Below are 24,839 nucleotides of genomic sequence, written 5' to 3' on the forward strand. Positions count from 1 at the left end.
TAAAGGTCATGGCATACGGTCCCGAACCCAAACAGCACCAGGTCGTCTATACGACGCTGCACCACGACAAGCCGTGGTCCCTGGAAAGCTACCGCGCAAGCGGCGGCTGGAAGGCCTGGGAGAAGATCCTGGCCGAGAAGCCGGATCCGTCCACCATCGTCGACGCGGTCAAGGCCAGTGGCCTGCGCGGTCGCGGCGGCGCGGGCTTCCCGACGGGTCTGAAGTGGTCCTTCATGCCGAAGGGCGACATGCAGAAGTACATCCTGTGCAACTCGGACGAGTCCGAGCCGGGCACCTGCAAGGATCGCGACATCCTGCGCTTCAACCCGCATGCCGTGCTCGAAGGCATGGCCATCGCCTGCTACGCGACCGGTTCCACCGTCGCCTACAACTACATGCGCGGCGAGTTCCATCACGAACCGTTCGAGCACATCGAGGAAGCGCTGGCCGAAGCCTATGCCGCCGGCCTGCTGGGCAAGAACATCCAGGGCACCGGCATCGATGTGGACATCCACAACGCGCTCGGCGCCGGCGCCTACATCTGCGGCGAGGAAACCGCGCTGATGGAATCGCTGGAAGGCAAGAAGGGCCAGCCGCGCTTCAAGCCGCCGTTCCCGGCCAACTTCGGTCTGTACGGCAAGCCGTCCACCATCAACAACACCGAGACCTACGCCTCGGTGCCGGCGATCCTGCGCAACGGCGCGGAGTGGTTTCTGGAACAGGGCAAGCCCAACAACGGCGGCCCGAAGATCTTCTCGGTGTCCGGCCACGTCAACAACCCGGGCAACTTCGAGATTCCGCTGGGCACCTCGTTCAAGGACCTGCTGGAAATGGCCGGCGGCGTGCGCAACGGCAACAAGCTCAAGGCCGTGATTCCCGGCGGTTCCTCGATGAAGGTGCTGCCGGCCGACGTCATCCTCGACTGCACGATGGACTACGACAGCCTGCAGAAGGCCGGCTCCGGCCTCGGCTCGGGCGCGGTCATCGTGATGGACGAGACCACCTGCATGGTGAAGGCCTGCCGCCGCATCTCGCAGTTCTACTTCAAGGAATCCTGCGGCCAGTGCACGCCGTGCCGCGAGGGTACCGGCTGGATGTACCGCGTGCTGTCGCGCATCGTCGAAGGCAAGGGTTCCAAGGACGATCTGCATCGCCTGAAGGCGGTCGCGGGTCAGATCGAGGGCCACACCATCTGCGCCTTCGGCGAAGCCGCCGCGTGGCCGGTGCAGGGCTTCCTGCATCACTTCTGGGACGAGTTCGAATATTTCGTCGAGCACGGCCGTTCGATGACCGAAGACAAGCTGGGAGTCGCCGCCTGATGAGTGCGCAGCCCGCCAACAACACCCCGCCGGACATGGTCAACATCGAGATCGATGGCAAGGCCATGCAGGTGCCGAAGGGTTCGATGATCATCCAGGCCGCCGACAAGGCCGGGATCACGATTCCGCGTTTCTGCTACCACCCGAAGCTGGCCATCGCCGCCAACTGCCGGCAGTGCCTGGTCGAAGTGGAGATGGGCGGTCGCCCGATCCCGAAACCGCAGCCGGCCTGCGCCACGCCGGTGGGCGAGGGCATGAAGGTCTCCACGCGTTCGGACAAGGCGCTGCACTGGCAGCGCGACGTGATGGAGTTCCTGCTCATCAACCATCCGCTCGACTGCCCGATCTGCGATCAGGGCGGCGAGTGCGAGTTGCAGGACGTGGCGCTGGGCTACGGCCGTTCTGTCAGCCGCTATACCGAGCGCAAGCGCACGGTGGCCGACGAGAACCTCGGCCCGCTGGTCGCCACCGAGATGACCCGCTGCATCCAGTGCACGCGCTGCGTGCGCTTCATGGGCGAGATCGCCGGCACTTACGAGCTGGGCGGCATGAACCGCGGTGAGGGCCTGGAAATCGGCACCTACATCGGCAAGTCCATCGACAGCGAGCTCGGCGGCAACATCATCGACGTGTGCCCGGTCGGCGCGCTGACCAACAAGCCGTTCCAGTTCCAGGCCCGCGCCTGGGAGCTGATCGCGCGTCCGTCCATCGGCTACCACGATGCGCTGGGCTCCAATCTGTGGTTGCACACGCGCCGCGGCGAAGTGCTGCGCACGGTGCCGCGCGACAACGAATCCATCAACGAGTGCTGGCTGTCCGACCGCGACCGCTACAGCCATCAGGGCATGTACACCGAGCGTCTGCACGTGCCGATGGTCAAGCGCGACGGCACCTGGCACGAAGTGCAGTGGGACGTGGCTCTGAAGGCTGCCGTCGACGCGCTGCGCGAGGCGGGCAAGGACATCGGTTTCCTGGTGCATCCGTCGACCAGCAACGAAGAGGGCGATCTGCTGCGCCGTCTGGCCAAGGGCCTGGGTAGCGCGCACATCGATCACCGTCTGCGCACGCTGGATTTCGCCGATGCGCCGGTGGCGCGTGCGTTCGGCACGCCGGTCGCCGAGATGGACAAGGTGGGCGCGGCGCTGCTGGTCGGCAGCAACCTGCGCCACGAGCTGCCGTTGCTGGGCCATCGTCTGCGCCAGGCCGTGCGTCACGGCGCTGCCGTGCACGCGGTCGGCAGCCTGAAGATCGACCAGGGCTATGCGCTGGCCGGCGAGACCACGGTCGCGCCGCAGCATCTGCCGAGTGCCGTGCTGGCCATCGCCAAGGCGGCATCCGCCAAGAGCGAGCTGACGCCATCGTCGGCGTTGGCCGAGGCGCTGAGCGGCGTCGAAGCCGATGCCGCTGCCGAGGCTGCTTTCGACGCCTTGAGCAAGGCTTCGCAGGCGGTGGTCGTGTTCGGCGAAATGGCCGCCACGCATCCGCAGGCCTCCTGGCTGCGCGCCGCGGCGCGCTACGTCGCCGAAGCGGCGCAGGCCGGTTTCAACGAACTCCCGCTGGGTGCCAACGCCATCGGCCTGGCCCGCGGCGGCGTGCTGCCGGGCGAGGGCGGTCTCGATGCCCGCGCCATGCTGGCACAGCCGCGCGATGCCTATGTGCTGTACGGCGTCGATCTGCCGTACGACCTGGCCGACGATGCCACGGCGATGCAGGCGCTGCTCGGCGCGAATACCGTGGTGGCCTTCAGCGCCTACGCCGGCCGCAGCCTGCGTGACGTTGCCGACGTGATCCTGCCGCTGGCGCTACTGCCGGAGACGGACGCCACGCTGACCAACGTCGACGGCGTCGAGCAGTCGCTGGCCGCCGGCGCCACCGCGCCCGGTCAGGCGCGTGCGGGCTGGAAGGTGCTGCGCGCCGTGGGCGGCGAACTCGGTATCGACGGCTTTGCCTTCGACGATTTCGCCGGCTTGCGCGCCGATCTGCATGAAGCCGAAGCGCCCCAGCGTGAAGGCCTGTGTCCTCGCGAAGCCGCCGTAGGCGGAAACGCGCTGACGCGCGTGGCCACCATGCCGATTTACCGCAGCGATGCCGTGCTGCGTCGCGCCAAGGCCCTCAACGACCATCCGCTGACACGCGGCGCCGCCGTGCGCCTGCATGCCGACGATGCGGCCCGACTGGGGCTGAGCGACGGCGGCCGTGCCCGCGTCGGCGATACGCGCGTGCTGCCGGTCGTCGTGGATACGGCGGTGCCGGTCGGCGCCGTCTGGATCGAGTCCGCCTACGCGGATACCGCTTCGCTGCCGCCGTACGGCGCAGCCCTCACTCTGAGCAAGGCGTAACCCATGGCCGACCTGCTGTTTCACGAGGTGCTTATCCCGGTCCTGCTGATCCTCGCGATCATGCTGCCGGTGGTTCTGACCGTGGCCATGTTCGTGTACTGGGAACGCAAGGTCATCGGCTGGATGCACGTGCGCATGGGGCCGAACAAGATCGGTCCGCTGGGCCTGTTCCAGGCCTTCGCCGACGTGGTGAAGCTCCTGATCAAGGAAGTGGTCATCCCGACCAACGCCAACAAGTTCCTGTTCTTCCTGGCGCCGCTGCTGGCGCTGATTCCGGCGCTGGCTGCCTGGGCCGTGGTGCCGTTCGGGCAGGGGCTGGTGCTGGCCAACGTCAATGCCGGCGTGCTGTATCTGCTGGCGATGAGTTCCGTGGGCGTGTACGGCATCATCCTGGCCGGCTGGGCGTCGAACTCGCGCTATGCGCTGCTCGGCGCGATGCGTTCGGCGGCGCAGGTCATCTCCTACGAGCTGGCCATGGGCATGTCGCTGGTCTGCGTGCTGGTGCTGGCCGGCAGTCTGAACCTGACCGCCATCGTCGATGCGCAGGCCGGTCCGAAGGGCATCTTCGACTGGTTCTGGCTGCCGCTGCTGCCGGTGTTCGTGATCTACTGGATTTCCGGCGTGGCCGAGACCAACCGCGCGCCGTTCGACGTCGCCGAGGGCGAGTCGGAAATCGTCGCCGGCTTCCACGTCGAGTATTCAGGTTCGGCCTTCGCGATCTTCTTCCTGGCCGAATACGCCAACATGATCCTGATCAGCTTCCTGGCAGCGGTGCTGTTCATGGGCGGCTGGTTGAGTCCGTTCCCGGTGTCGTGGGGCTGGATCGGCCACGGCAGCATCCTGTGGCTGTTCGCCAAGGCGTTCATCTTCTCGTTCTTCTTCCTGTGGTTCCGCGCCACCTTCCCGCGCTATCGCTACGACCAGATCATGCGACTGGGCTGGAAGGTATTCATTCCGATCACGATCGTCTGGGTGCTCGTAGCCGGCTGCATGAAGTACCTCGGCTGGGTCACGATCGGAGGTTGATCAGACATGTCCCGAATCACTAGCTACTTCAAGAGCCTGCTGCTCATCGAGATGTTCAAGGGCATGGGCCTGACGCTGCGCTACATGTTCAAGCCCAAGTACACGATGCGCTTCCCGATGGAGCACATCCCGAAGTCGAACCGCTTCCGCGGGCTGCATGCATTGCGTCGTTACGCCAACGGCGAAGAGCGCTGCATCGCCTGCAAGCTGTGCGAGGCGGTGTGCCCGGCGCTGGCGATCACCATCGATTCGGCGCCGCGCGAGAGCGACGGCCAGCGCCGCACCACGCGTTACGACATCGATCTGTTCAAGTGCATCTACTGCGGTTTCTGCGAGGAAAGCTGTCCGGTGGATTCGATCGTCGAGACCTCGATCCACGAGTACCACTTCGAGCAGCGCGGCGAGAACGTCGTCACCAAGCAGCAGCTGCTGGCCATCGGCGATCGCTACGAGCAGGACATCGCCGCCGATCGTGCGCAGGACGCGGCGTACCGCTGAGGGCATGGACATGAACCGAATTGACAACGCGCGGCTGGCGGGAGAAGTGAAGTGAGCGCACAGCTACTGCAATTGATCTGTTTCTACGCTTTCGCCGCGGTCGCGGGCATCTCCGCGCTGATGGTCATCACGCTGCGCAACAGCGTGCATGCCGTGCTGTCGCTGGTGCTCACCTTCTTCAGCGTCGCCTGCATCTGGCTGCTGGCGCAGGCCGAGTTCCTCGCCATCGCGCTGATCGTGGTCTATGTCGGCGCGGTGATGGTGCTGTTCCTGTTCGTGGTGATGATGCTCGACATCAACCTCGAGCGCATGCGCGAGGGCTTCATCAAGTTCCTGCCGGTCGGCATCGTCGTGGCTGCCGTCATGCTGGTGGAGATGCTGGCGCTGATCGGCGTGCGCGCCATGCACGTGATGACGATGGGGCCGGATCCGGCTGCCGCCGCGGGCATGTCGAACACGGCCTGGCTGGGACAGGCGCTGTACACGCGCTTCCTGCTGCCGTTCGAGATCGCCGCGCTGATTCTTACCGTCGGCCTGATCGCGGCCGTGGTGCTGACGCTGCGCCACAAGCCGCTGACCCGCCGACAGAACCCGGGCGACCAGGTGCGCGTGAGCAATCGCGACCGCGTGCGCGTCGTGAAGATGGCGGCCGAGCGCCCGCAGGAGTCCGAATCATGATCACGCTTTCGCATTTCATCGTGCTCGGCGCCGTGCTGTTCTGCATCGCCGTGGCCGGCATCTTCATCAACCGCAAGAACGTCATCGTGCTGCTGATGTCGATCGAGCTGATGCTGCTGGCGGTGAACATCAACTTCGTCGCCTTCTCGCGCTTCAGCGGCGACGTGGCGGGGCAGGTGTTCGTGTTCTTCATTCTCACCGTGGCGGCGGCCGAAACGGCCATCGGCCTGGCGATCCTGACGTTGCTGTTCCGCAATCGCAGCACCATCAACATCGCCGAAATCGACAGCATGAAGGGTTAAAGGCACATGCACGAGCTATCCACCTCCATCCTGTTGATCATCGCGCTGGCGCCGCTGGCCGGTGCCGTGCTGGCCGGTTTCCTCGGCCGCGTCATCGGACGCGCCGGATCGCATACGGTCACCATCCTCGGCGTGGCGATTTCCTGCGCGCTGTCCTTCTACGTCCTCTACCAACTGGTGTGGGGCGGGGCGGCCAACTACAACCACGACCTCTACACGTGGTTCGAGATCGGCAAGTTCAACGCCAGCGTCGGCTTCATGATCGATCGCCTGAGCGCGATGATGATGGTCGTCGTCACCTTCGTGTCGCTGATGGTGCACATCTACACCATCGGCTACATGGCCGACGATGACGGCTACACGCGTTTCTTCAGCTACATCGCGCTGTTCACCTTCGCGATGCTGATGCTGGTGATGAGCAACAACTTCATGCAGCTGTTCTTCGGCTGGGAAGGCGTGGGCCTGGTCTCGTACCTGCTGATCGGCTTCTACTTCAAGCGTCCGAGCGCGACCTTCGCCAACCTGAAGGCGTTCCTGGTCAACCGCGTCGGCGATTTCGGCTTCGTGCTGGGCATCGGCGCGGTGCTGTACTTCCTCGGCACGCTCGATTACCAGACCGCGTTCGACGCCGCGCCGACCCTGGTCGGCCAGACCCTGCACATCACCCAGAACCACGCCTGGAGCGCGGCCACGGTGATCGGCATCCTGCTGTTCATCGGCGCCATGGGCAAGTCGGCGCAGGTGCCGCTGCACGTGTGGCTGCCGGATTCGATGGAAGGCCCGACGCCGATTTCCGCGCTGATCCACGCCGCGACCATGGTCACGGCCGGCATCTTCATGGTCGCGCGCATGTCGCCGATCTTCGAGCTGTCCTCGACGGCGCTGAGCTTCATCATGGTGATCGGCGCTACTGGCGCGCTGTTCACCGGCATGATCGGCATCGTGCAGAACGACATCAAGCGCGTGGTGGCGTATTCGACGCTGTCGCAGCTGGGCTACATGACCGTGGCGCTGGGCGTGTCCGCCTACGCCGGCGCGGTCTATCACCTGATGACGCACGCGTTCTTCAAGGCGCTGCTGTTCCTGGGCGCCGGCTCGGTCATCATCGCCATGCACCACGAGCAGGACATGCGCCACATGGGCGGCCTGCGCAAGTACATGCCGATCACCTACATCACCATGTGGGTCGGTTCGCTGGCGCTGTGCGGCGTGCCGTTCTTCTCCGGTTTCTACTCCAAGGACGCGATCATCGAGGCGGCCGGCGAGTCGCATCGCTGGGGCGCGCACTATGCCTACATCTGCGTGCTGCTCGGCGCGCTGGTGACGGCGTTGTACACGTTCCGCCAGATGCACCTGACGTTCCATGGCAAGGAGCGTTTCAAGGTGGTCGAGTCGCACGGTCACGGCCATGACGACCACGGCGATCATCACCATGAACCAGGCGTCCTGGCGCATGCGCCGAAGGAATCGCCGTGGGTGGTGACGGTGCCGCTGGTGCTGCTGGCGATCCCGTCGCTGCTGATCGGCTTCTTCACCGTCGGCCCGATGCTGTTCGGCGACTGGTTCGGCAAGGCCATCCACGTCAGCGAAGCGCACAACGTGTTGGCCGAGATGGGCGCCGAGTTCCACGGCGCGCTGACGATGGCGCTGCACGGCTTCACGCAGACGCCGTTCTGGCTGGTCGTGGCGGGTTTTGCCATCACCACCTACGTCTACATCTTCAACCCGGCCATGGCGGGGCGCATCCAGCGCATCTTCAAGCCGGTCTACGTGGTGCTCGACCGCAAGTTCTGGGTCGACGAGGTCTACCTCGCAATCTTCGCCCGCGGCGGCGTCAAGCTGGGCCGCCTGTTCTGGAAGGCCGGCGACACCGCCGTCATCGACGGTGCCATCGACGGCTCGGCCAGTCTGGTGCAGCGCATCGCCGCCGGCATGCGCCGCCTGCAGTCGGGTTACCTCTATCACTACGCGTTCGCCATGATCCTCGGCCTGATCCTGCTCCTGGGCGGGTTCTGGTGGTTCGGGCACGTTTGAGCAATCAGGGAAGCAAGGACCTATGTCGAATCATCTGCTTAGCCTGCTGATCTGGCTGCCCATGGCCGGCGCTGTGCCGGTGCTGATCGCCGGTGCGCGCGGCAGCGCCAGTCGCTGGATCGCGCTCGCGGTCGCCATCGCGACCTTCGCGGCCAGCCTGTTGCTGCTGCCGGCCTATCACACCGACGGCGCAGTGATGCAGCTGGTCGAGTCCACGCCGTGGATCGCCTCGCTGCACGTCAACTACGCGTTGGGCGTGGACGGCATCTCGGTCGCGCTGATCCTGCTGACGAGTTTCGTCGGCGTGCTGGTCATCGTCGGCGCCTGGGACGTCATCAAGGACAACAAGCCGCATCAGTACATGGCCGCCATGCTGGTGCTGGAAGGCCTGCTGATCGGCGTGTTCTGCGCCACCGACGCGCTGCTGTTCTACGTGTTCTTCGAGGCCATGCTGATTCCGATGTTCATCCTCATCGGCATCTGGGGCGGGCCGCGCCGCGTGTATGCGACGCTGAAGTTCTTCATCTACACGTTCCTCGGCTCGATCTTCATGCTGATCGGCCTGATCTACCTGTATCACAAGGCCGGCACCTTCGACATGGCCACGCTGGCCGCGCTGCCGCTGACCATGAAGGAACAGAGCTGGCTGTTCTTCGCCTTCCTGATCGCCTTCGCCATCAAGATTCCGATGGTGCCGGTGCACACCTGGCTGCCCGACGCCCACGTCGAGGCGCCGACCGGCGGTTCGGTGGTGCTGGCGGCGGTGATGCTGAAGGTGGGCGGCTACGGTTTCCTGCGCTTCTCGCTGCCGATCGTGCCGGACGCTTCGGCGCACTACGCCTGGCTGGTGATCGTGCTGAGCCTGATTCCCGTGGTCTACATCGGCTATGTGGCGCTGGTGCAGGAGGACATGAAGAAGCTGGTGGCGTACTCGTCCATCGCGCACATGGGCTTCGTGACCCTGGGCATCTTCATCGCCTTCATGCTGGTGCGCGATCTGGGCAACGTCGATGCGGCCAATCTTGGCGTGCAGGGCGCGATGGTGCAGATGATGTCGCACGGTTTCGTGTCGGGCGCCATGTTCTCGTGCATCGGCGTGATGTACGACCGCCTGCACACGCGTCAGATCAAGGACTACGGCGGGTTGGTCAACGTGATGCCGTGGTTCGCCTTCTTCATGGTGTTTTTCGCGATGGCCAACTGCGGCCTGCCGGGCACCAGCGGCTTCGTCGGCGAGTTCATGGTGATCCTGGCCAGCTTCAGTGCCAATCCGTGGATCGCGCTGATTGCCGCCTTCACCCTGATCATCGGCGCGGCGTACACGCTGTGGCTGGTCAAGCGCGTGGTGTGGGGCGAGGTGACTAACGACAAGGTCGCCGCGATGAAGGACATCAATGGCCGAGAGGCTTTCGTGCTGACGGCGTTCGCGGTGGTGGTGCTCGCCATCGGCGTGTGGCCGCAGCCGCTGGTGCATCTGATGGGTGGTTCGATCAACCATCTGGTGCAACAACTGGCCATCAGCAAGATCTGAGGACTGCCGCATGCTGAGCTGGAACGACATACTCATCCTCCTGCCGGAGATCTACCTGGTCGCGGCGGTGTGCGTGCTGCTGTTGATGGATGTCTTCATCCGCGAGGAACAGCGCAACGCCACCCACTGGCTGGCCATCGCGATCACCGCGATCACCGGCTTCCTGGTGGTGACCGGGCAGCCGCCGCAGGGGCTGAGCGCCTTCGGTGGCATGTTCGTGCGTGATCGCGTCAGCGAGATCCTGAGCCTGTTCGCGCTGATCTCGGTGCTGCTGGTATTCGTGTTCTCGCGTCCGTATCTGAAGGACCGCAAGCTGTGGCACGGCGAGTTCTACGTGCTGACGCTGTTCGCCGTGCTGGGCGTGATGTTCCTGGTCTCGGCCGGCAGCCTGATCACGATCTACCTCGGCCTGGAGCTGCTCACGCTATCGTCCTACGCGCTGGTCGCCTTCAACCGCGACTCGCGCATGTCGTCGGAAGCGGCGATCAAGTACTTTGTGCTGGGCGCGCTGGCGTCGGGTTCGCTGTTGTACGGCATGTCGATGGTGTATGGCGCCACCGGCACGCTGGATCTGGCGCATCTGCACGCCACGGTGGCGCAGACCGACATGCCGAACCTGCTGCGTTTCGGCCTGATCTTCATGATCGTCGGCATCGCCTTCAAGCTGGGTGCCGCGCCGTTCCACATGTGGCTGCCGGACGTCTATCAGGGCGCGCCGACAGCGACCGTTACCTTCGTCGCTTCGGCGTCCAAGCTGGCTGCGTTCGGTATGGCCTACCGCCTGCTGTCGGCTTTCGGTCCGGGCGACCTGCTGCACCAGTGGCAGCTGATGCTGGCGATCCTGGCCGTGCTTTCGCTGGTGATCGGCAATCTGGTCGCGATTGTGCAGACCAACATCAAGCGTCTGCTGGCGTATTCGACCATCGCGCACATGGGCTACCTGTTGCTGGGTCTGGTCAACGCTTCGCCGTCCGGCTACGCCGCAGCCATGTTCTACGCGATCAGCTACGCGCTCATGTCCACGGTCGCCTTCGGCGTGATCATGGCGATGTCGCGCGCCGGCTTCGAGTGCGAGGAGATCGACGACTTCAAGGGTCTCAACGAACGTTCGCGCTGGATGGCCTTCCTGATGATGCTGGCGATGTTCTCGCTGGCGGGCGTGCCGCCGCTGTTCGGTTTCTTCGCCAAGCTGCTGATCCTGAAGGCGGCGGTCGATGCCGGCATGATGTGGCTGGCCATCGTCGCCATCGTCGCGGCCATCGTGGGCCTGTACTACTACCTGCGCGTGGTCAAGGTGATGTATTTCGACAAGCCCGTGGAGGGTGTCGAGATCAAGCCGCAGGGCGATCTTCCGATGCGCTGGATGCTGTCGCTGAACGCGCTGGCGCTGCTCGCCCTGGGTCTGTACTGGGGTCCGTTGTTCACCTGGTGCCAGCAGGCCTTCGCAGGCTGAACGGGCGTGGCCGATTTGCAGAAAAACAGCATTTTCTATGCAGATTGGTATTGCCAAGTGAACGCTGCGACGCTATAGTTTCGCTTCTCCGGTGCGGGGTGGAGCAGTCTGGCAGCTCGTCGGGCTCATAACCCGAAGGTCGTAGGTTCGAATCCTACCCCCGCTACCAGAACTTTCGGCAAGAAAGCCTCCATCGTGAGGCTTTTTTGTTGAGCGCACGGATGCGCGATGGTCGGTGTCGGAACCAACGACCACGCTACGGAAATGGGCGTCACGCCCATTTTTTGTTTTTGAATGATGGAGTTGCGATCGATTTTGGACACGCAGTCCCTAGCTCAACGCTTCGACGAGATCCTCGCCGATCTCGACCTGACCTGCCTTGGAGTGGAGTGGGTTCCCTCCGGCGGACAGAGTACGCTGCGCGTCTATATCGATGCCGAGGGCCGCGAGGTCGGCATCGACGATTGCGAATCGGCCAGCCGCGAACTGTCGGCGACGCTGGATGTTGAAGATCCGATCCCGGGACATTATGTGCTGGAGGTGTCCTCGCCGGGCATCGACCGGCCGTTGTTCACGGCCGATCATTTCGCGCAGTTCCTGGGCGACGAGGTCAAGGTCGTGCTGAAGGCGCCGATCAACAACCGTCGCCGTCTGCGCGGACGCGTCGTCGAGGCGGCGCCCGAGCGCATCGTGGTCGAGGTCGACGGCGTCGGCCCCATCGAATTCGCGCATGCCGACGTGGAAAGTGCGCGACTGGTCCCCGACTGGGAAGCGCTCGGCTACGCGCCGGTGCCGAAGTCGGGCAGCAAGAGCAAGAAACACTGATTTTTCTGATACGAACGAACGCCACGGTGGCGTTCGCGGAGTGGCGGCAATGAGCAAAGAACTGTTGCTGGTGGTGGACGCGGTAGCCAACGAAAAGGGCGTCTCGCGCGACATCATCTTCCAGGCGATGGAAGCGGCGCTGGCCTCGGCGGCCAAGAAGCGCTATCCCGACGAGGATGCGGACATCCGCGTCGAGATCGACCGTGACTCGGGTGAATACGAAACCTTCCGTCGCTGGGAGATCGTGGCCGACGACATCGAGATGGAATCGCCGTACCGCCAGATCCGCATGATGGATGCCGTCGACGAGCGCGCCGATGCGGCAATCGGCGAGTACATCGAAGAGCAGATCGAGAACGCCGAGTTCGGACGCATCGCCGCGCAGGCCGCCAAGCAGGTCATCGTGCAGCGCGTGCGCGAAGCCGAGCGCGCGCTGGTGGTCGACGCCTACGAGGATCGCGTCGGCGAGCTGATCACGGGCATCGTCAAGCGCGTCGAGCGCGGCAACATCTATCTGGATCTGGGCGGCAACGCCGAGGCCTTCATTCCGCGCGACAAGTCGATTCCGCGCGAGCCGGTGCGCGTCGGCGACCGCCTGCGCGGCTACCTGTACGAAGTGCGTTCGGAAATCCGCGGCCCGCAGCTGTTCGTGTCGCGCACCGCGCCGGAGTTCATGATCGAGCTGTTCAAGCTCGAAGTGCCGGAAGTGGGGCAGGGCCTGGTCGAGATCATGGGCTGCGCCCGCGACGCCGGCGACCGCGCCAAGATCGCGGTGCTGGCGCACGACGCGCGCACCGATCCCATCGGCGCCTGCATCGGCATGCGCGGTTCGCGCGTGCAGGCGGTGACCAACGAGCTCAACGGCGAGCGCGTGGACATCATCCTGTGGCACGAGAACCAGGCGCAGTTCGTCATCAACGCGATGGCGCCGGCCGAAGTCCAGTCCATCATCATGGACGAGGACAAGCACTCCATGGACATCGCGGTGGCCGAGGACAAGCTGTCCCAGGCCATCGGTCGCGGCGGCCAGAACGTACGCCTGGCCAGCAAGCTGACCGGTTGGCAGCTGAACGTGATGACGCAGGACCAGGTGCAGGAAAAGAGCGAGGCCGAGCAGGAGACTTCGCGTCAGCTGTTCATGGACAAGCTCGAAGTCGACGAAGAGATCGCCAACATCCTGGTGCAGGAAGGCTTCTCCAGCGTCGAGGAAGTGGCCTACGTGCCGACCGGCGAGCTGCTGGCCGTGGAGGGCTTCGACGAGGACATCGTCGAGGAGCTGCGCGCCCGCGCCCGCGATGCGTTGCTGACGGCGGCGCTGGCGGTCGAGGAAGGCCTGGAAGAGCACACGCCCGCCGAGGATCTGCTCGCGCTGGAAGGCATGGACGAGGCCACGGCCTACGCCCTGGCCGAGCGCGGCGTGACCACGGCGGACGATCTCGCCGATCAGGCCGTCGACGACCTGATCGACATCGACGGCATGGACGAGGAGCGCGCTGCAGCGCTGATCATGGCCGCACGCGCGCCGATGATCGCGCGTCTGGAGCAGGAAGGCTGATCGATACGGGTGCATGCCGGGACGGTGTGCATCTGGGGAGGCTGAGATGCCTCCCGCCAGGGACGGAACGGCTGTGTCGAGCAACACGGCGACACACATGAAGATCGCGGGAAAGGCGGAGTAAGAGAACGATGTCGGACGTCACCATCAAGCAATTGGCCAAGGTCCTGGACCTGCCTGTCGACAAGCTGCTGGCGCAGCTTGCCGAAGCGGGCATGGAGTTCTCCGACTCCGAGCAGGTCATCAGCAACACCGAGAAGATGAAGCTGCACGGCTTCCTGCGCCGCAAGCACGGCAAGGGCGGCAGCGGTGAAAGCGACAACGCGTCCGCGGGACCGCGCCAGGTCACCCTGCGTCGACGCAAGGTCAGCGAACTGAAGGTCGCCTCCGGCAGCGGCCGCGCCGGCGCGCGCGGCGGCGCCAAGACGGTCAACGTCGAAGTGCGCTCCAAGCGCACCTACGTCAAGCGCAGCGCCATCAGCGAGGAGGCGTCGGTCGACGCCGAGCGCGAGGAGGCCGCGCGCAAGCTGCAGGAGTCGCAGGAGCTTCGCCAGCGCGAAGAAGCCGAGCGCGCCGAACAGCAGGAACAGCGTCGCGCCGAGGCCGAGCGCAAGCAGCAGGAAGAAGAAGCCCGCCGCCAGGCCGAGCGGGAAGCCGCCGAGGCCGCTCAAATCCAGGCGAAGGCCCAGGCGGAAGCGCCGGCTGCCGAAGCACCGGTCGAGAGTGCGCCGGAAGAAAGCGCCGAAGTTGCCGAACCGGCCGCCGACAGCGCTTCGGTCGACGAGACGCAGGACGACACGTCGCCCAAGGAAAAGGATGCCTGGTCCACGCCGGTCATGCCGCGCGTGCACGAACAGCCCAAGCGCCGCGATCGCGTGCGCGAAGTCTCCCGCGAGGAGGCCATGGGTCGTCCCAAGCCGTCCGTCAAGCCGGCGGCACCGGAAAAGAAGGCCAAGGACGAACGCGAAGAGCGCGAGGAGCGCGGTCGCAAGGGCGGCAAGAAGTTCGGCAGCGGCAAGCTGCACCTGTCCGATGCCGATCGCGCGCGCCGCAGCAGCGGCCGTCGTCGCGGTCGCGGCAACGAGCGTCCGTCCGCGGGCGCCGGTGGCGGCGCGCACGGCTTCTCCAAGCCGACCGCGCCGGTCGTGCGAGAGGTCGCCGTCGGCGAGGCCAATGTGGTCAGCGAGCTGGCCCAGAAGATGGCCGTGAAGGGTTCGGAAGTGGTCAAGGCGCTGTTCAACATGGGCGTCATGGCCACCATCAATCAGGTCATCGATCACGACACCGCGGTGCTGGTGATCGAGGAACTGGGCCACACGCCGGTGAAGGAAGAGGACAAGGGCGCCGAGGCCGCGCTGATGGAGCATGCGGCGACCTCCGAGGAGCAGGGCGAGAAGCTGCCGCGTCCGCCGGTGGTCACCATCATGGGCCACGTCGATCACGGCAAGACCTCGCTGCTGGACTACATCCGTCGCACCAAGGTCGCCACGGGCGAGGCCGGCGGCATCACGCAGCACATCGGCGCGTACCATGTGACCACCGACAAGGGCGTGATCACCTTCCTCGACACCCCGGGCCATGCGGCGTTCACGTCGATGCGTGCCCGCGGCGCGCAGTCCACGGACATCGTGGTGCTGGTGGTCGCGGCCGACGACGGCGTCAAGCCGCAGACCATCGAGGCGATCAAGCACGCCCGTGCGGCGCAGGTGCCGTTGATCGTCGCGGTGAACAAGATCGACAAGTCCGACGCCAACCTCGACAACGTCAAGCAGGGGCTGGTGCAGGAAGAAGTGGTGCCCGAGGACTGGGGCGGCGACGTGCAGTTCGTGCCGGTGTCGGCCAAGACCGGCCAGGGCGTCGACGACCTGCTGGATTCGATCTCGCTGCAGGCCGAACTGATGGAGCTGACCGCGGTGCACGACGGTCCGGCGTCCGGCGTGGTCATCGAATCGCGCCTGGATCGCGGCCGTGGCCCGGTGGCCACCATGCTGGTGCAGCGCGGCACGCTGAAGAAGAGCGACTACGCCGTCTGCGGCGTGGAATACGGTCGCATGCGCGCCCTGCTGGACGAGAACGGCAAGCAGGTCGACGAGGCCGGTCCGTCGATTCCGGTGCAGGTGCTGGGTCTTTCCGGCGTGCCGGAGGCGGGCGACGACTTCGTGGTCGTGGCCGACGAGCGTCTGGCCAAGGAAGTGGCGGTCGAGCGCGAGAATCGTCGTCGCGAGACGCGCATGGTCAGCAAGGCCAACCGCCTCGAGGACATCATGGCGAAGATGGGCCAGGGCGAGGAGCAGCAGCAGCTGAACATCCTCATCAAGGCCGACGTGCAGGGTTCGGCCGAGGCGCTACGCGAGTCGCTGTCGCAGATCGGCAACGAGCTGGTGAAGGTCAACGTGGTGTCCTCCGGCGTCGGCGGCATCACCGAGTCCGACGCCACGCTGGCGGCGGCCTCCAAGGCGCTGGTGATCGGCTTCAACGTGCGTGCCGACGCTTCGGCCCGCAAGGTCATCGACACCGCCGGCCTGGACGTGCGCTACTTCTCGATCATCTACGACGTGATCGACCAGGTGACCCAGGCGGCCACCGGTCTGCTCGGCAACGAGATTCGCGAGGAGATCATCGGCACCGCCGAGGTGCGCGACGTATTCCGCAGCTCGAAGTTCGGCGCCGTGGCCGGCTGCATGGTCTCCGAAGGCACGGTCAAGCGCAGCAAGCCGATTCGCGTGCTGCGCGACAACACCGTGATCTTCGAGGGCGAGCTGGAATCCCTGCGTCGCTTCAAGGAGAACGTCGACGAAGTGAAGTCCGGCACCGAGTGCGGTATCGGCGTCAAGCAGTACAACGACGTCAAGCCGGGCGACCAGATCGAGTGCTTCGAGCGTATCGAGGTTGCTCGTACGCTGTAAGCTGTAGACATCCGGGGCGGGACGCTTGCAAGCGTCCCGCCGACCGGCCCTCGATTTTCTTTCCTTTCGCAACACCCGGTTCCCGCCATGCCCTCCCGCGATTTCAAACGTAGTGACCGTATCTCGGCGATGTTGCGCCGCGAGGTCGGCATGCTCGTGCATGCGGCGGCGCGGGATCACGGCGTGCCTTCGGCCAGCGTGTCCGACGTCGAAGCGACCAAGGATCTGGACGTGGCCACCGTCTGGGTAACCGTGCTGCAGCCCGAGATGGCGAGCGAGACGGTCAAGGCGCTCAACGCCATGGCCGGTGAATTCCGCCGCGAACTGTCGCGCACCCTGCGCATCCGTCGCGTGCCCGAACTGCGCTTCAAGTACGACGCGTCGGTCGAGCAGGGCGAGCGCATCGAGACGCTGCTGCGGCAGGAAAAGGAGCAGGGACGCCTGTAAACGGCGTTCGTCTGTTCGTTGCCGCATCCGGCTGTTCCCATGACCGCCAAGCAAGCCCGCCGCCGTCCCCGACGCGCCGTTCACGGCATCGTGCTGCTGGACAAGCCGCTCGGCCTGAGTTCCAACAAGGCGTTGCAGATCGTGCGTGGCATTTACGGCGCGGCCAAGGCCGGTCACACTGGCAGCCTCGATCCGCTCGCTACCGGCCTGCTGCCGATCTGTCTCGGCGAGGCCACCAAGATCGCCGGTCTGTTGCTCGGTTCGCGCAAGGCGTACGAGGCCGAATGCCAGCTCGGCGTGGTCACCAACACCGACGACGGCGAGGGCGAAATCATCGCCCGTCATCCCGTGCCGACGTTCGACGATGCCGTGCTGCGCGAACATCTGGATGCGTTCGTCGGCCGCATCGCTCAAGTGCCGCCGGCGTATTCGGCGCTCAAGCGCGACGGCGTGCCGATGTACGTGCGCGCGCGACGCGGGGAGTCCGTGGAACTCGAGGCCCGCGACGTCGAGATTCACCGCATCGATCTGCTGCGGCGCGAACATGACCGCCTGCAGCTGTACGTCGAGTGCGGCTCCGGCACCTACATCCGCAGTCTGGCGCGCGATCTGGGCGAACGGATCGGCTGCGGCGCGCATCTGAGTGCCTTGCGCCGGACCTGGGTCGAACCTTTCCGCGAGCCGTGCATGTGGACGCTGGACGCGCTGCGCGAAAAGGCCGAGCAGGGACCGGAGGCATTGAATGCCTGCCTGCTGCCGCTGGATGCGGGCCTTGCGCACCTGCCGCGACTGGATCTGGATATCGCGCAAAGCGAGGCACTGGGCCATGGTCAGACGGTGCAGATGACTTCGACCGAACCGGGTTTGTGCCGCGCCTATGCCGCTGACGGACGACTTCTCGCCCTTGCCGAGACGGGGCCGAATGGCGCTTTGCAGGTGAAACGCGGCTTCAATTTGCCCCCAATCGCGGAATAACTCGTGTTAAAGCCTTGTTGCAGCAACCGTCTGGACATTACAATAGGCGCTTGACCCGTAGCTTTTAACAACCTGCGGGGTTTGCGCAGCCGCATCGTTTCGGTGGTGCTTCGCAAGCCTCGCGCATGCTTTTTCTGAGGAACACGTTCATGTCGCTCACTGCGGAACAGACCAGCAAGATCATTGCCGAGTACGGCCACGACGCGAAAGACACCGGTTCGCCGGAAGTCCAGGTGGCCCTGCTGTCGGCACGTATCAGCCACCTGACCGAGCACTTCAAGTCGCACAAGCAGGATCATCATTCCCGCCGCGGCCTGCTGAAGCTGGTCAACCAGCGCAAGCGCCTTCTCGGTTACCTGAAACAGCGCGACACAGCGCGCTATCAGAGCCTGATCGAACGCCTCGGCCTGCGCCGTTAATCCCGGGTCAAGGAGAATAAAGTGGCGAAAGTAACCAAGTCATTCCAGTACGGTAAGCATGAAGTCACACTGGAGACGGGCGAAATCGCCCGTCAGGCATCCGGTGCGGTCCTGGTCAAGATGGGCGGCACCGAGGTGCTGGTCGCGGCGGTCGCCGCCAAGACCCAGCGCGAAGGGCAGAGCTTCTTCCCGCTGACCGTCGACTACATGGAGAAGTTCTATTCCGCCGGTCGCATCCCCGGTGGCTTCTTCAAGCGCGAAGGTCGCCTGACCGAGAAAGAGACGCTGACCTCGCGTCTGATCGATCGTCCGATCCGTCCGCTGTTCCCCGAAGGCTTCAAGAACGAAGTGCAGATCGTCGCCACCGTGGTCTCGATGGACCCGGAGATCGACGGCGACATCCCGGCCATGATCGGCGCTTCCGCGGCGCTGTCGCTGTCCGGCGCGCCGTTCAAGGGCCCCATCGGCGCCGCTCGCGTCGGTTACGTCAACGGCGAGTACGTGCTGAATCCGAGCGCCTCCGAGCTGGTCGATTCCGACCTCGATCTGGTCGTCGCCGGCACCAGCAATGCCGTGCTGATGGTGGAGTCCGAGGCCAAGCTGCTCAGCGAGGACGTGATGCTGGGCGCGGTGGTCTTCGGTCACCAGCAGATGCAGACCGCGATCCGCGCGATTGCCGAACTGGCCACCGAGGCCGGCAAGCCGTCCTGGGACTGGGAAGCGCCGTCGCGTGACCAGGCGCTGGTCGACGCCATCAAGAACGCCGTCGGCAGCCGTCTGGACGAAGCCTTCCAGGTGCACGACAAGCTGCAGCGTCGCGACGCCATCGCCGCCATCAAGGCGGACGTCATGGAGTCGCTGGCCGAGCAGGCCGAGAGCCACGGTTGGAGCGCGGAAGCGCTGGCCGGCGAGTTCGGCGAACTCGAGTACCAGACCATGCGCGGCAGCGTGCTGAAGACCAAGGTGCGCATCGACGGCCGCAATCTGGATGACGTGCGTCCGATCACCGTTCGTGCCGGCGTGCTGCCGCGTGCCCACGGTTCGGCGCTGTTCACCCGCGGCGAGACGCAGGCGCTGGTCGCCATCACCCTGGGCACCGCGCGTGATGCGCAGATCATCGACGCGCCGGCCGGCGAGTCGAAGGATCCGTTCCTGTTCCACTACAACTTCCCGCCGTATTCGGTGGGCGAGTGCGGCCGCATGATGGGTCCGAAGCGCCGCGAGATCGGCCACGGCCGTCTGGCCAAGCGCGGCGTGCAGGCCGTCAAGCCGAGCATGGAAGAGTTCCCGTACGTGGTTCGCGTGGTCTCCGAGATCACCGAGTCCAACGGTTCCTCGTCGATGGCGTCGGTGTGCGGCTCCTCGCTGGCCATGATGGACGCGGGCGTGCCGTTGAAGGCGCCGGTCGCGGGCATCGCGATGGGTCTGGTGAAGGAAGGCAACGACTTCGTCGTGCTGTCGGACATCCTCGGCGACGAGGATCATCTGGGCGACATGGACTTCAAGGTCGCCGGCACCTCCGAGGGCGTGTCCGCCCTGCAGATGGACATCAAGATCGACGGCATCACCGAGGAAATCATGCGCACCGCGCTGGCGCAGGCCAAGCAGGGCCGTCTGCACATCCTCGGCGAAATGGCCAAGGCGCTCGACACCCCGCGTGCCGAGATGAGCGAGTACGCTCCGCGTCTGCTGACCATCAAGATCCATCCGGACAAGATCCGCGAAGTCATCGGCAAGGGCGGCGCCACCATCCGCTCGATCACCGAAGAGACCGGCGCGACCATCGACATCAGCGACGACGGCACCGTGGTCATCGCTTCGGTCAATCGTCCCGCCGCCGATGCCGCGAAGAAGCGCATCGAGCAGATCGTGGCCGACGTCGAGCCGGGCCGCATCTACGAAGGCAAGGTCGCCAAGCTGATGGACTTCGGCGCGTTCGTGACGATCCTGCCGGGCAAGGACGGTCTGGTCCATGTCTCGCAGATCTCCGAGGAGCGCGTGGAGAAGGTCTCCGACAAGCTGTCCGAGGGCGACATCGTCAAGGTCAAGGTGCTGGAAGTGGACAAGCAGGGCCGTATCCGCCTGTCCATGAAGGCCGTGACCGAGGACGAGAAGGCCACGTCGTAATCCGACGCGTCCGTCTTTGAAAAACGAAAGCCCGGCATGTTCACGCATGCCGGGCTTTTTTGTTCTGCTGCGCGGCGAATGGCATGACGCGATGCATCGCTCCGCGCGATAATCGGTTTTTGCCTTTCAGGATCGCCAATGACCGCTCTTGCCGACCATGACAGTATCCGCGCCGTACAGTGGCGCGGCGATGTCCTGCGCCTCCTCGATCAGCGCCGGTTGCCGGCCGAGGAATCCTGGCTGGAATGCCGCACGGCGGCGCACGTGCGCGACGCCATCGCGGACCTGGTCGTGCGCGGCGCGCCGGCCATCGGCATCGCCGCGGCCTGGGGCGTGGTGCTGGCGGCGCAGACTGGCGAGGCGCTGACGCCGGTATTGGAACATCTGCGCGCCGCGCGACCCACCGCGGTGAACCTGATGTGGGCGCTGGACCGCATGCGCGCGCGCATCGAGGCCGGTGCGGACGCCGAGGCACTGCAACGTGAGGCGCAGGTGATCCAGGACGAGGACCTGGCCGCCAACCACCGCATGGGCGCCTTGGGCGCGGCCCTGATCGATGCCGGTTCCGGCGTCCTGACGCATTGCAACACCGGCTCGCTGGCGACCGCGGGATACGGCACGGCACTGGGCGTGATCCGCGCCGGTGTCGCCGAGGGACGCATCGAGCGCGTGTTCGCCGGCGAGACGCGGCCCTGGTTGCAGGGCGCGCGGCTGACGATGTGGGAACTGGTGCACGACGGCATTCCTGCGAAATTGATCGCTGATTCGGCGGCAGCGCACCTGATGCGCAGCGGTCAGGTGCAGTGGGTCGTCATCGGCGCCGACCGCATTGCCGCCAACGGCGACGTCGCCAACAAGATCGGCAGCTATCAACTCGCCATCGCCGCGCGCCATCACGGCGTGAAGTTCATGGTGGTGGCGCCGTCGACGACGGTGGACATGGCCACGCCGAGCGGCGAGGCCATCGAGATCGAAATGCGCGATCCCAACGAACTGCTGTCCATCGCCGGCGTACGCACGGTCATCGACGGCGCTTCGGCCTGGAATCCGGTGTTCGATGTCACGCCGGCGTCGCTGATCGACGCCATCGTGACCGAGCGCGGCGTGATCGAGCGCCCCGACGCCGAGCGCATGCGCGCGATGTTCGATCCCTCGTGAAGCTGGCGCGCGAAGCGGCCCTGTTCGCGGTCGGCGGTGCGATCGGCTTCGTGATCGACGCCGGCATCGTGCAGATGCTGGTGCGTGGCGCGGGCTGGGACCCGTATCTGGCGCGGATTCCCTCGTTCCTGGCCGCCGCCAGCGTCACCTGGTGGTGGAACCGTCGTTTCAGTTTCGCGCATCGTCGCGGCGACGACGCACATCGCGAATGGCTGCGCTGGATGGCGGTGATGGCCGTCGGTGCGGTCATCAACTACGGCACTTACGCGCTGGTGCTGGCGTTCTCCGACACGGCTCGCGCATGGCCTGCGATGGGCGTCGCCGCGGGCTCCTGTGTGGCCGCCATCGCCAATTTCGCAGGGGCCCGCAAGCTGGTTTTTCGCGGCGCGAAACATGTTGTATAAATCATTGATTTGAAAAGATTTTAAACGGGCGGGCAATGGGCCGATGTGGTATACTAGGCGGGTTGTTCCCCGATGCGCGCATCGACGCGTTCCCGAGCCGTACACGGGGCCCCTAGCACGTCCAATTTCAGGGAAGCAGGAATGGCAGAACTCGCCAAAGAAGTGATTCGCGTCAACATCGAAGACGAGATGCGTCAGAGCTATCTCGACTACGCCATGAGCGTGATCGTGGGCCGCGCCTTGCCCGACGCACGCGACGGTCTCAAGCCGGTGCATCGACGCGTGTTGTACGCGATGAACGAACTCGGCAATGCCTGGAACAAGCCCTACAAGAAGTCGGCCCGCGTGGTCGGTGACGTGATCGGTAAGTACCATCCGCATGGCGATTCCTCGGTCTACGACGCCATCGTGCGCATGGCGCAGCCGTTCTCGCTGCGTTACATGCTGGTCGACGGTCAGGGCAACTTCGGTTCGGTCGACGGCGACAACGCCGCGGCCATGCGTTACACCGAAGTGCGCATGTCCAAGCTCACCCATGAGCTGCTGGCCGACATCGACAAGGAAACGGTCGACTTCGGCCCCAACTACGACGAGTCCGAGAACGAGCCGCTGGTGCTGCCGACCAAGGTGCCGGCGTTGCTGGTCAACGGTTCGGCGGGCATCGCGGTCGGCATGGCCACCAACATTCCGCCGCACAATCTCAGCGAGACCATCGCCGCGACCATCGCGCTGATCGACGAGCCCGAGCTGGGCATCGACGAACTGATGCAGTACATCCCTGGACCGGATTTCCCGACCGCCGGCATCATCAACGGCGCCGCCGGCATCGTGCAGGCCTACCGCACCGGCCGCGGCCGCATCCTGGTGCGCGCCAAGGCCGAGATCGAGACCGAGCCGAACGGCCGCGAGACCATCATCGTCACCGAGCTGCCGTATCAGGTGAATAAGGCGCGGCTGATCGAGAAGATCGCCGAGCTGGTCAAGGAAAAGAAGATCGAGGGCATCTCCGAACTGCGCGACGAATCCGACAAGGACGGCATGCGCGTGGTGATCGAGGTGCGCAAGGACGCCATGGGCGACGTCGTGCTGAACAACCTGTTCCAGCAGACCCAGCTGCAGGTGACCTTCGGCATCAACATGGTCGCGCTGCTGGACGGCCGTCCGCTGCTGCTGAACCTGAAGCAGGCGCTGGAAGCCTTCATCCGCCACCGCCGCGAAGTGGTCACGCGCCGCACCATCTTCGAGCTGCGCAAGGCGCGCGCCCGTGCGCACATCCTCGAAGGTCTGACCGTCGCGCTGGCCAACATCGACGAGATGATCGAGCTGATCAAGACGTCCGAGTCGCCGCAGATGGCGCGCGAGCGCATGCTTGCGCGGCGCTGGCAGCCCGGCCTGGTCAGCGCGCTGCTGGGCGCGGCCGGCGCCGAGGCGTCGCGTCCCGAAGACATGGATCCGCGCGATGGCCTGAAGGCGGACGGCTATCAGTTGTCCGAGAAGCAGGCTCAGGAAATCCTGGCCATGCGTCTGCATCGCCTGACCGGTCTGGAGCAGGAAAAGCTCAGCGACGAGTACCGCCAGCTGCTGGACGAAATTCGCGGCCTGATCGCCATCCTCGAGGACCCGGACAAGCTGCTTGGCGTGATCCGCGAGGAGCTGGAAGCCATCAAGAACGACTTTGGCGATGCACGCCGCACGCAGATTCAGCCGTCGCAGGAAGACCTCGACGTGCTGGACCTGATCGCGCCCGAGGACGTGGTGGTCACGCTGTCGCACACCGGCTACGTGAAGCGCCAGCCGGCCACGACCTACCGTTCGCAGAAGCGCGGCGGCAAGGGCCGTTCGGCTTCGGCGCTGAAGGACGAGGATTTCGTCGAGCAGCTGTGGGTGGTCAACACCCATGACACGCTGCTGACCTTCACCAGCACCGGCCGCGTGTACTGGCTCAAGGTGTACCAGATTCCCGAATCCGGCCCGCAGGCGCGCGGCAAGCCCATCGTCAATTTGCTGCCGCTGGCTGCGGACGAGTACGTCCAGGCCGTGCTGCCGGTGCGCGAATACGAAGAGGGGCGCTACGTGTTCTTCGCCACGCGCAACGGCACCGTCAAGAAGACGCCGTTGACCGAGTTCGCCTTCCAGCTGCAGAAAGGCAAGATCGCCATCAAGCTGGCCGACGACGACGCTTTGGTCGGCGCCGAGCTGACCAACGGCGACCGCGACGTGATGCTGTTCGCGTCCAACGGCAAGACGGTGCGTTTCGCCGAAGGCGAGGTCCGCTCGATGGGCCGTACCGCCGGCGGCGTGCGCGGCATGCGTCTGGCCGACGATGCCCGCGTGGTGTCGATGATCGTGGCCCGCGAGGGCGACATTCTCACCGCCACGGAACACGGCTACGGCAAGCGCACACCGCTGGACGACTTCCCGACCAAGGGTCGCGGCATCCAGGGCGTGCTCGGCATCAAGTGCTCGGATCGCAATGGCGAACTGGTGGCGGCCGTGCAGGTGACGGACGATCACGAGCTGATGCTGATCTCCAACCTCGGCACCCTGGTGCGTACGCGCGTGGCCGAGGTCTCGCAGCTGGGTCGCAATACCCAGGGCGTGACGCTGATCCGCCTGCCCAAGGACGAGCATCTGGTCGGCGTGGTGCGGCTGGAGGCAGAAGACGACGAAGGCGACGAACTGATCGAGGGTGAGGTGTCGGTTGCCGAGACCGACGTCCAGCCTTCCTCGGTCGACGAAGGCGAGGCCGATGCCGGTGAGGCCGGCGATGCCGAGGGAACGCCGCCGCAAGACGACTGATTGCCGTTTGAAGCCAAAAGAAAAAGCCGGTGGATCGAATCCAC

Annotated in this window: 19 protein-coding genes and 1 tRNA gene; all 20 read left to right on the forward strand. The window is 65.2% G+C overall.

Annotated features, from left to right (window positions below; translation table 11 throughout):
* Nucleotides 1-8 precede the first annotated feature (8 nt).
* The 20 genes from nuoF to gyrA all read left to right on the forward strand — a co-directional run bounded on the left by nuoF (nucleotide 9) and on the right by gyrA (nucleotide 24,795).
* On the forward strand, nucleotides 9-1,319 hold the full coding sequence (gene nuoF / locus LF63_RS07420) for an NADH-quinone oxidoreductase subunit NuoF (protein ID WP_043100709.1): 1,311 nt from the start codon (nucleotides 9-11) through the stop codon (nucleotides 1,317-1,319).
* Nucleotides 1,319-3,658, forward strand: a complete 2,340-nt coding sequence (gene nuoG / locus LF63_RS07425; RefSeq protein ID WP_043100711.1) for an NADH-quinone oxidoreductase subunit NuoG — start codon at nucleotides 1,319-1,321, stop codon at nucleotides 3,656-3,658. The genes nuoF and nuoG overlap by 1 nt, the downstream gene beginning before the upstream one ends.
* A 3-nt stretch (nucleotides 3,659-3,661) precedes the next feature.
* On the forward strand, nucleotides 3,662-4,684 hold the full coding sequence (gene nuoH, locus LF63_RS07430; protein WP_043100713.1) for an NADH-quinone oxidoreductase subunit NuoH: 1,023 nt from the start codon (nucleotides 3,662-3,664) through the stop codon (nucleotides 4,682-4,684).
* Between the two features lie 6 nt (nucleotides 4,685-4,690).
* The gene (gene nuoI, locus LF63_RS07435; RefSeq protein ID WP_043100715.1) at nucleotides 4,691-5,182 is read left to right on the forward strand and encodes an NADH-quinone oxidoreductase subunit NuoI; all 492 of its coding nucleotides are present in this window, start codon (nucleotides 4,691-4,693) and stop codon (nucleotides 5,180-5,182) included.
* 51 nt (nucleotides 5,183-5,233) lie between these two features.
* Nucleotides 5,234-5,860, forward strand: a complete 627-nt coding sequence (locus LF63_RS07440; RefSeq protein ID WP_043100716.1) for an NADH-quinone oxidoreductase subunit J — start codon at nucleotides 5,234-5,236, stop codon at nucleotides 5,858-5,860.
* A complete protein-coding gene (gene nuoK, locus LF63_RS07445; RefSeq protein WP_043100717.1) occupies nucleotides 5,857-6,162 on the forward strand; it encodes an NADH-quinone oxidoreductase subunit NuoK in 306 nt (101 codons plus the stop codon). The genes LF63_RS07440 and nuoK overlap by 4 nt, the downstream gene beginning before the upstream one ends.
* A 6-nt stretch (nucleotides 6,163-6,168) precedes the next feature.
* Nucleotides 6,169-8,196: an NADH-quinone oxidoreductase subunit L gene (gene nuoL / locus LF63_RS07450; RefSeq protein ID WP_043100719.1), complete on the forward strand. Its 2,028-nt coding sequence runs from the start codon at nucleotides 6,169-6,171 to the stop codon at nucleotides 8,194-8,196.
* A 22-nt stretch (nucleotides 8,197-8,218) separates the two neighbouring features.
* Nucleotides 8,219-9,727, forward strand: coding sequence for an NADH-quinone oxidoreductase subunit M (locus tag LF63_RS07455; RefSeq protein ID WP_043100721.1), 1,509 nt, complete (start codon nucleotides 8,219-8,221; stop codon nucleotides 9,725-9,727).
* A gap of 10 nt (nucleotides 9,728-9,737) precedes the next feature.
* Nucleotides 9,738-11,180, forward strand: a complete 1,443-nt coding sequence (nuoN, locus tag LF63_RS07460; RefSeq protein ID WP_043100723.1) for an NADH-quinone oxidoreductase subunit NuoN — start codon at nucleotides 9,738-9,740, stop codon at nucleotides 11,178-11,180.
* Between the two features lie 92 nt (nucleotides 11,181-11,272).
* Nucleotides 11,273-11,349, forward strand: a tRNA-Met gene (locus tag LF63_RS07465).
* 146 nt (nucleotides 11,350-11,495) lie between these two features.
* Entirely contained in the window at nucleotides 11,496-12,005 is a 510-nt protein-coding gene (locus tag LF63_RS07470; RefSeq protein WP_043103415.1) for a ribosome maturation factor RimP, read from the forward strand.
* Nucleotides 12,006-12,054: 49 nt separating this feature from the next.
* Complete coding sequence (nusA, locus tag LF63_RS07475; RefSeq protein ID WP_043100724.1) at nucleotides 12,055-13,560, forward strand: transcription termination factor NusA; 1,506 nt, start codon at nucleotides 12,055-12,057, stop codon at nucleotides 13,558-13,560.
* Between the two features lie 131 nt (nucleotides 13,561-13,691).
* Nucleotides 13,692-16,466 carry a translation initiation factor IF-2 gene (gene infB / locus LF63_RS07480; protein ID WP_043100726.1) on the forward strand — a complete coding sequence of 925 codons (2,775 nt, stop codon included), beginning with the start codon at nucleotides 13,692-13,694 and terminating at the stop codon, nucleotides 16,464-16,466.
* 87 nt (nucleotides 16,467-16,553) lie between these two features.
* Nucleotides 16,554-16,913, forward strand: a complete 360-nt coding sequence (gene rbfA / locus LF63_RS07485) for a 30S ribosome-binding factor RbfA (protein ID WP_043100729.1) — start codon at nucleotides 16,554-16,556, stop codon at nucleotides 16,911-16,913.
* A gap of 39 nt (nucleotides 16,914-16,952) precedes the next feature.
* Complete coding sequence (gene truB, locus LF63_RS07490; RefSeq protein WP_043100731.1) at nucleotides 16,953-17,888, forward strand: tRNA pseudouridine(55) synthase TruB; 936 nt, start codon at nucleotides 16,953-16,955, stop codon at nucleotides 17,886-17,888.
* A 149-nt stretch (nucleotides 17,889-18,037) separates the two neighbouring features.
* Nucleotides 18,038-18,307, forward strand: coding sequence for a 30S ribosomal protein S15 (rpsO, locus tag LF63_RS07495; RefSeq protein WP_043100733.1), 270 nt, complete (start codon nucleotides 18,038-18,040; stop codon nucleotides 18,305-18,307).
* A 21-nt stretch (nucleotides 18,308-18,328) separates the two neighbouring features.
* On the forward strand, nucleotides 18,329-20,434 hold the full coding sequence (pnp, locus tag LF63_RS07500; RefSeq protein ID WP_043100735.1) for a polyribonucleotide nucleotidyltransferase: 2,106 nt from the start codon (nucleotides 18,329-18,331) through the stop codon (nucleotides 20,432-20,434).
* A gap of 138 nt (nucleotides 20,435-20,572) precedes the next feature.
* Complete coding sequence (gene mtnA, locus LF63_RS07505) at nucleotides 20,573-21,592, forward strand: S-methyl-5-thioribose-1-phosphate isomerase (protein ID WP_043100736.1); 1,020 nt, start codon at nucleotides 20,573-20,575, stop codon at nucleotides 21,590-21,592.
* A complete protein-coding gene (locus LF63_RS07510) occupies nucleotides 21,589-21,996 on the forward strand; it encodes a GtrA family protein (RefSeq protein WP_043100738.1) in 408 nt (135 codons plus the stop codon). The genes mtnA and LF63_RS07510 overlap by 4 nt, the downstream gene beginning before the upstream one ends.
* Before the next feature lie 141 nt (nucleotides 21,997-22,137).
* Nucleotides 22,138-24,795 carry a DNA gyrase subunit A gene (gene gyrA, locus LF63_RS07515; RefSeq protein ID WP_052394829.1) on the forward strand — a complete coding sequence of 886 codons (2,658 nt, stop codon included), beginning with the start codon at nucleotides 22,138-22,140 and terminating at the stop codon, nucleotides 24,793-24,795.
* Nucleotides 24,796-24,839: the final 44 nt, after the last annotated feature.

The organism is Oleiagrimonas soli (assembly GCF_000761445.1).
GTDB lineage: Bacteria > Pseudomonadota > Gammaproteobacteria > Xanthomonadales > Rhodanobacteraceae > Oleiagrimonas > Oleiagrimonas soli.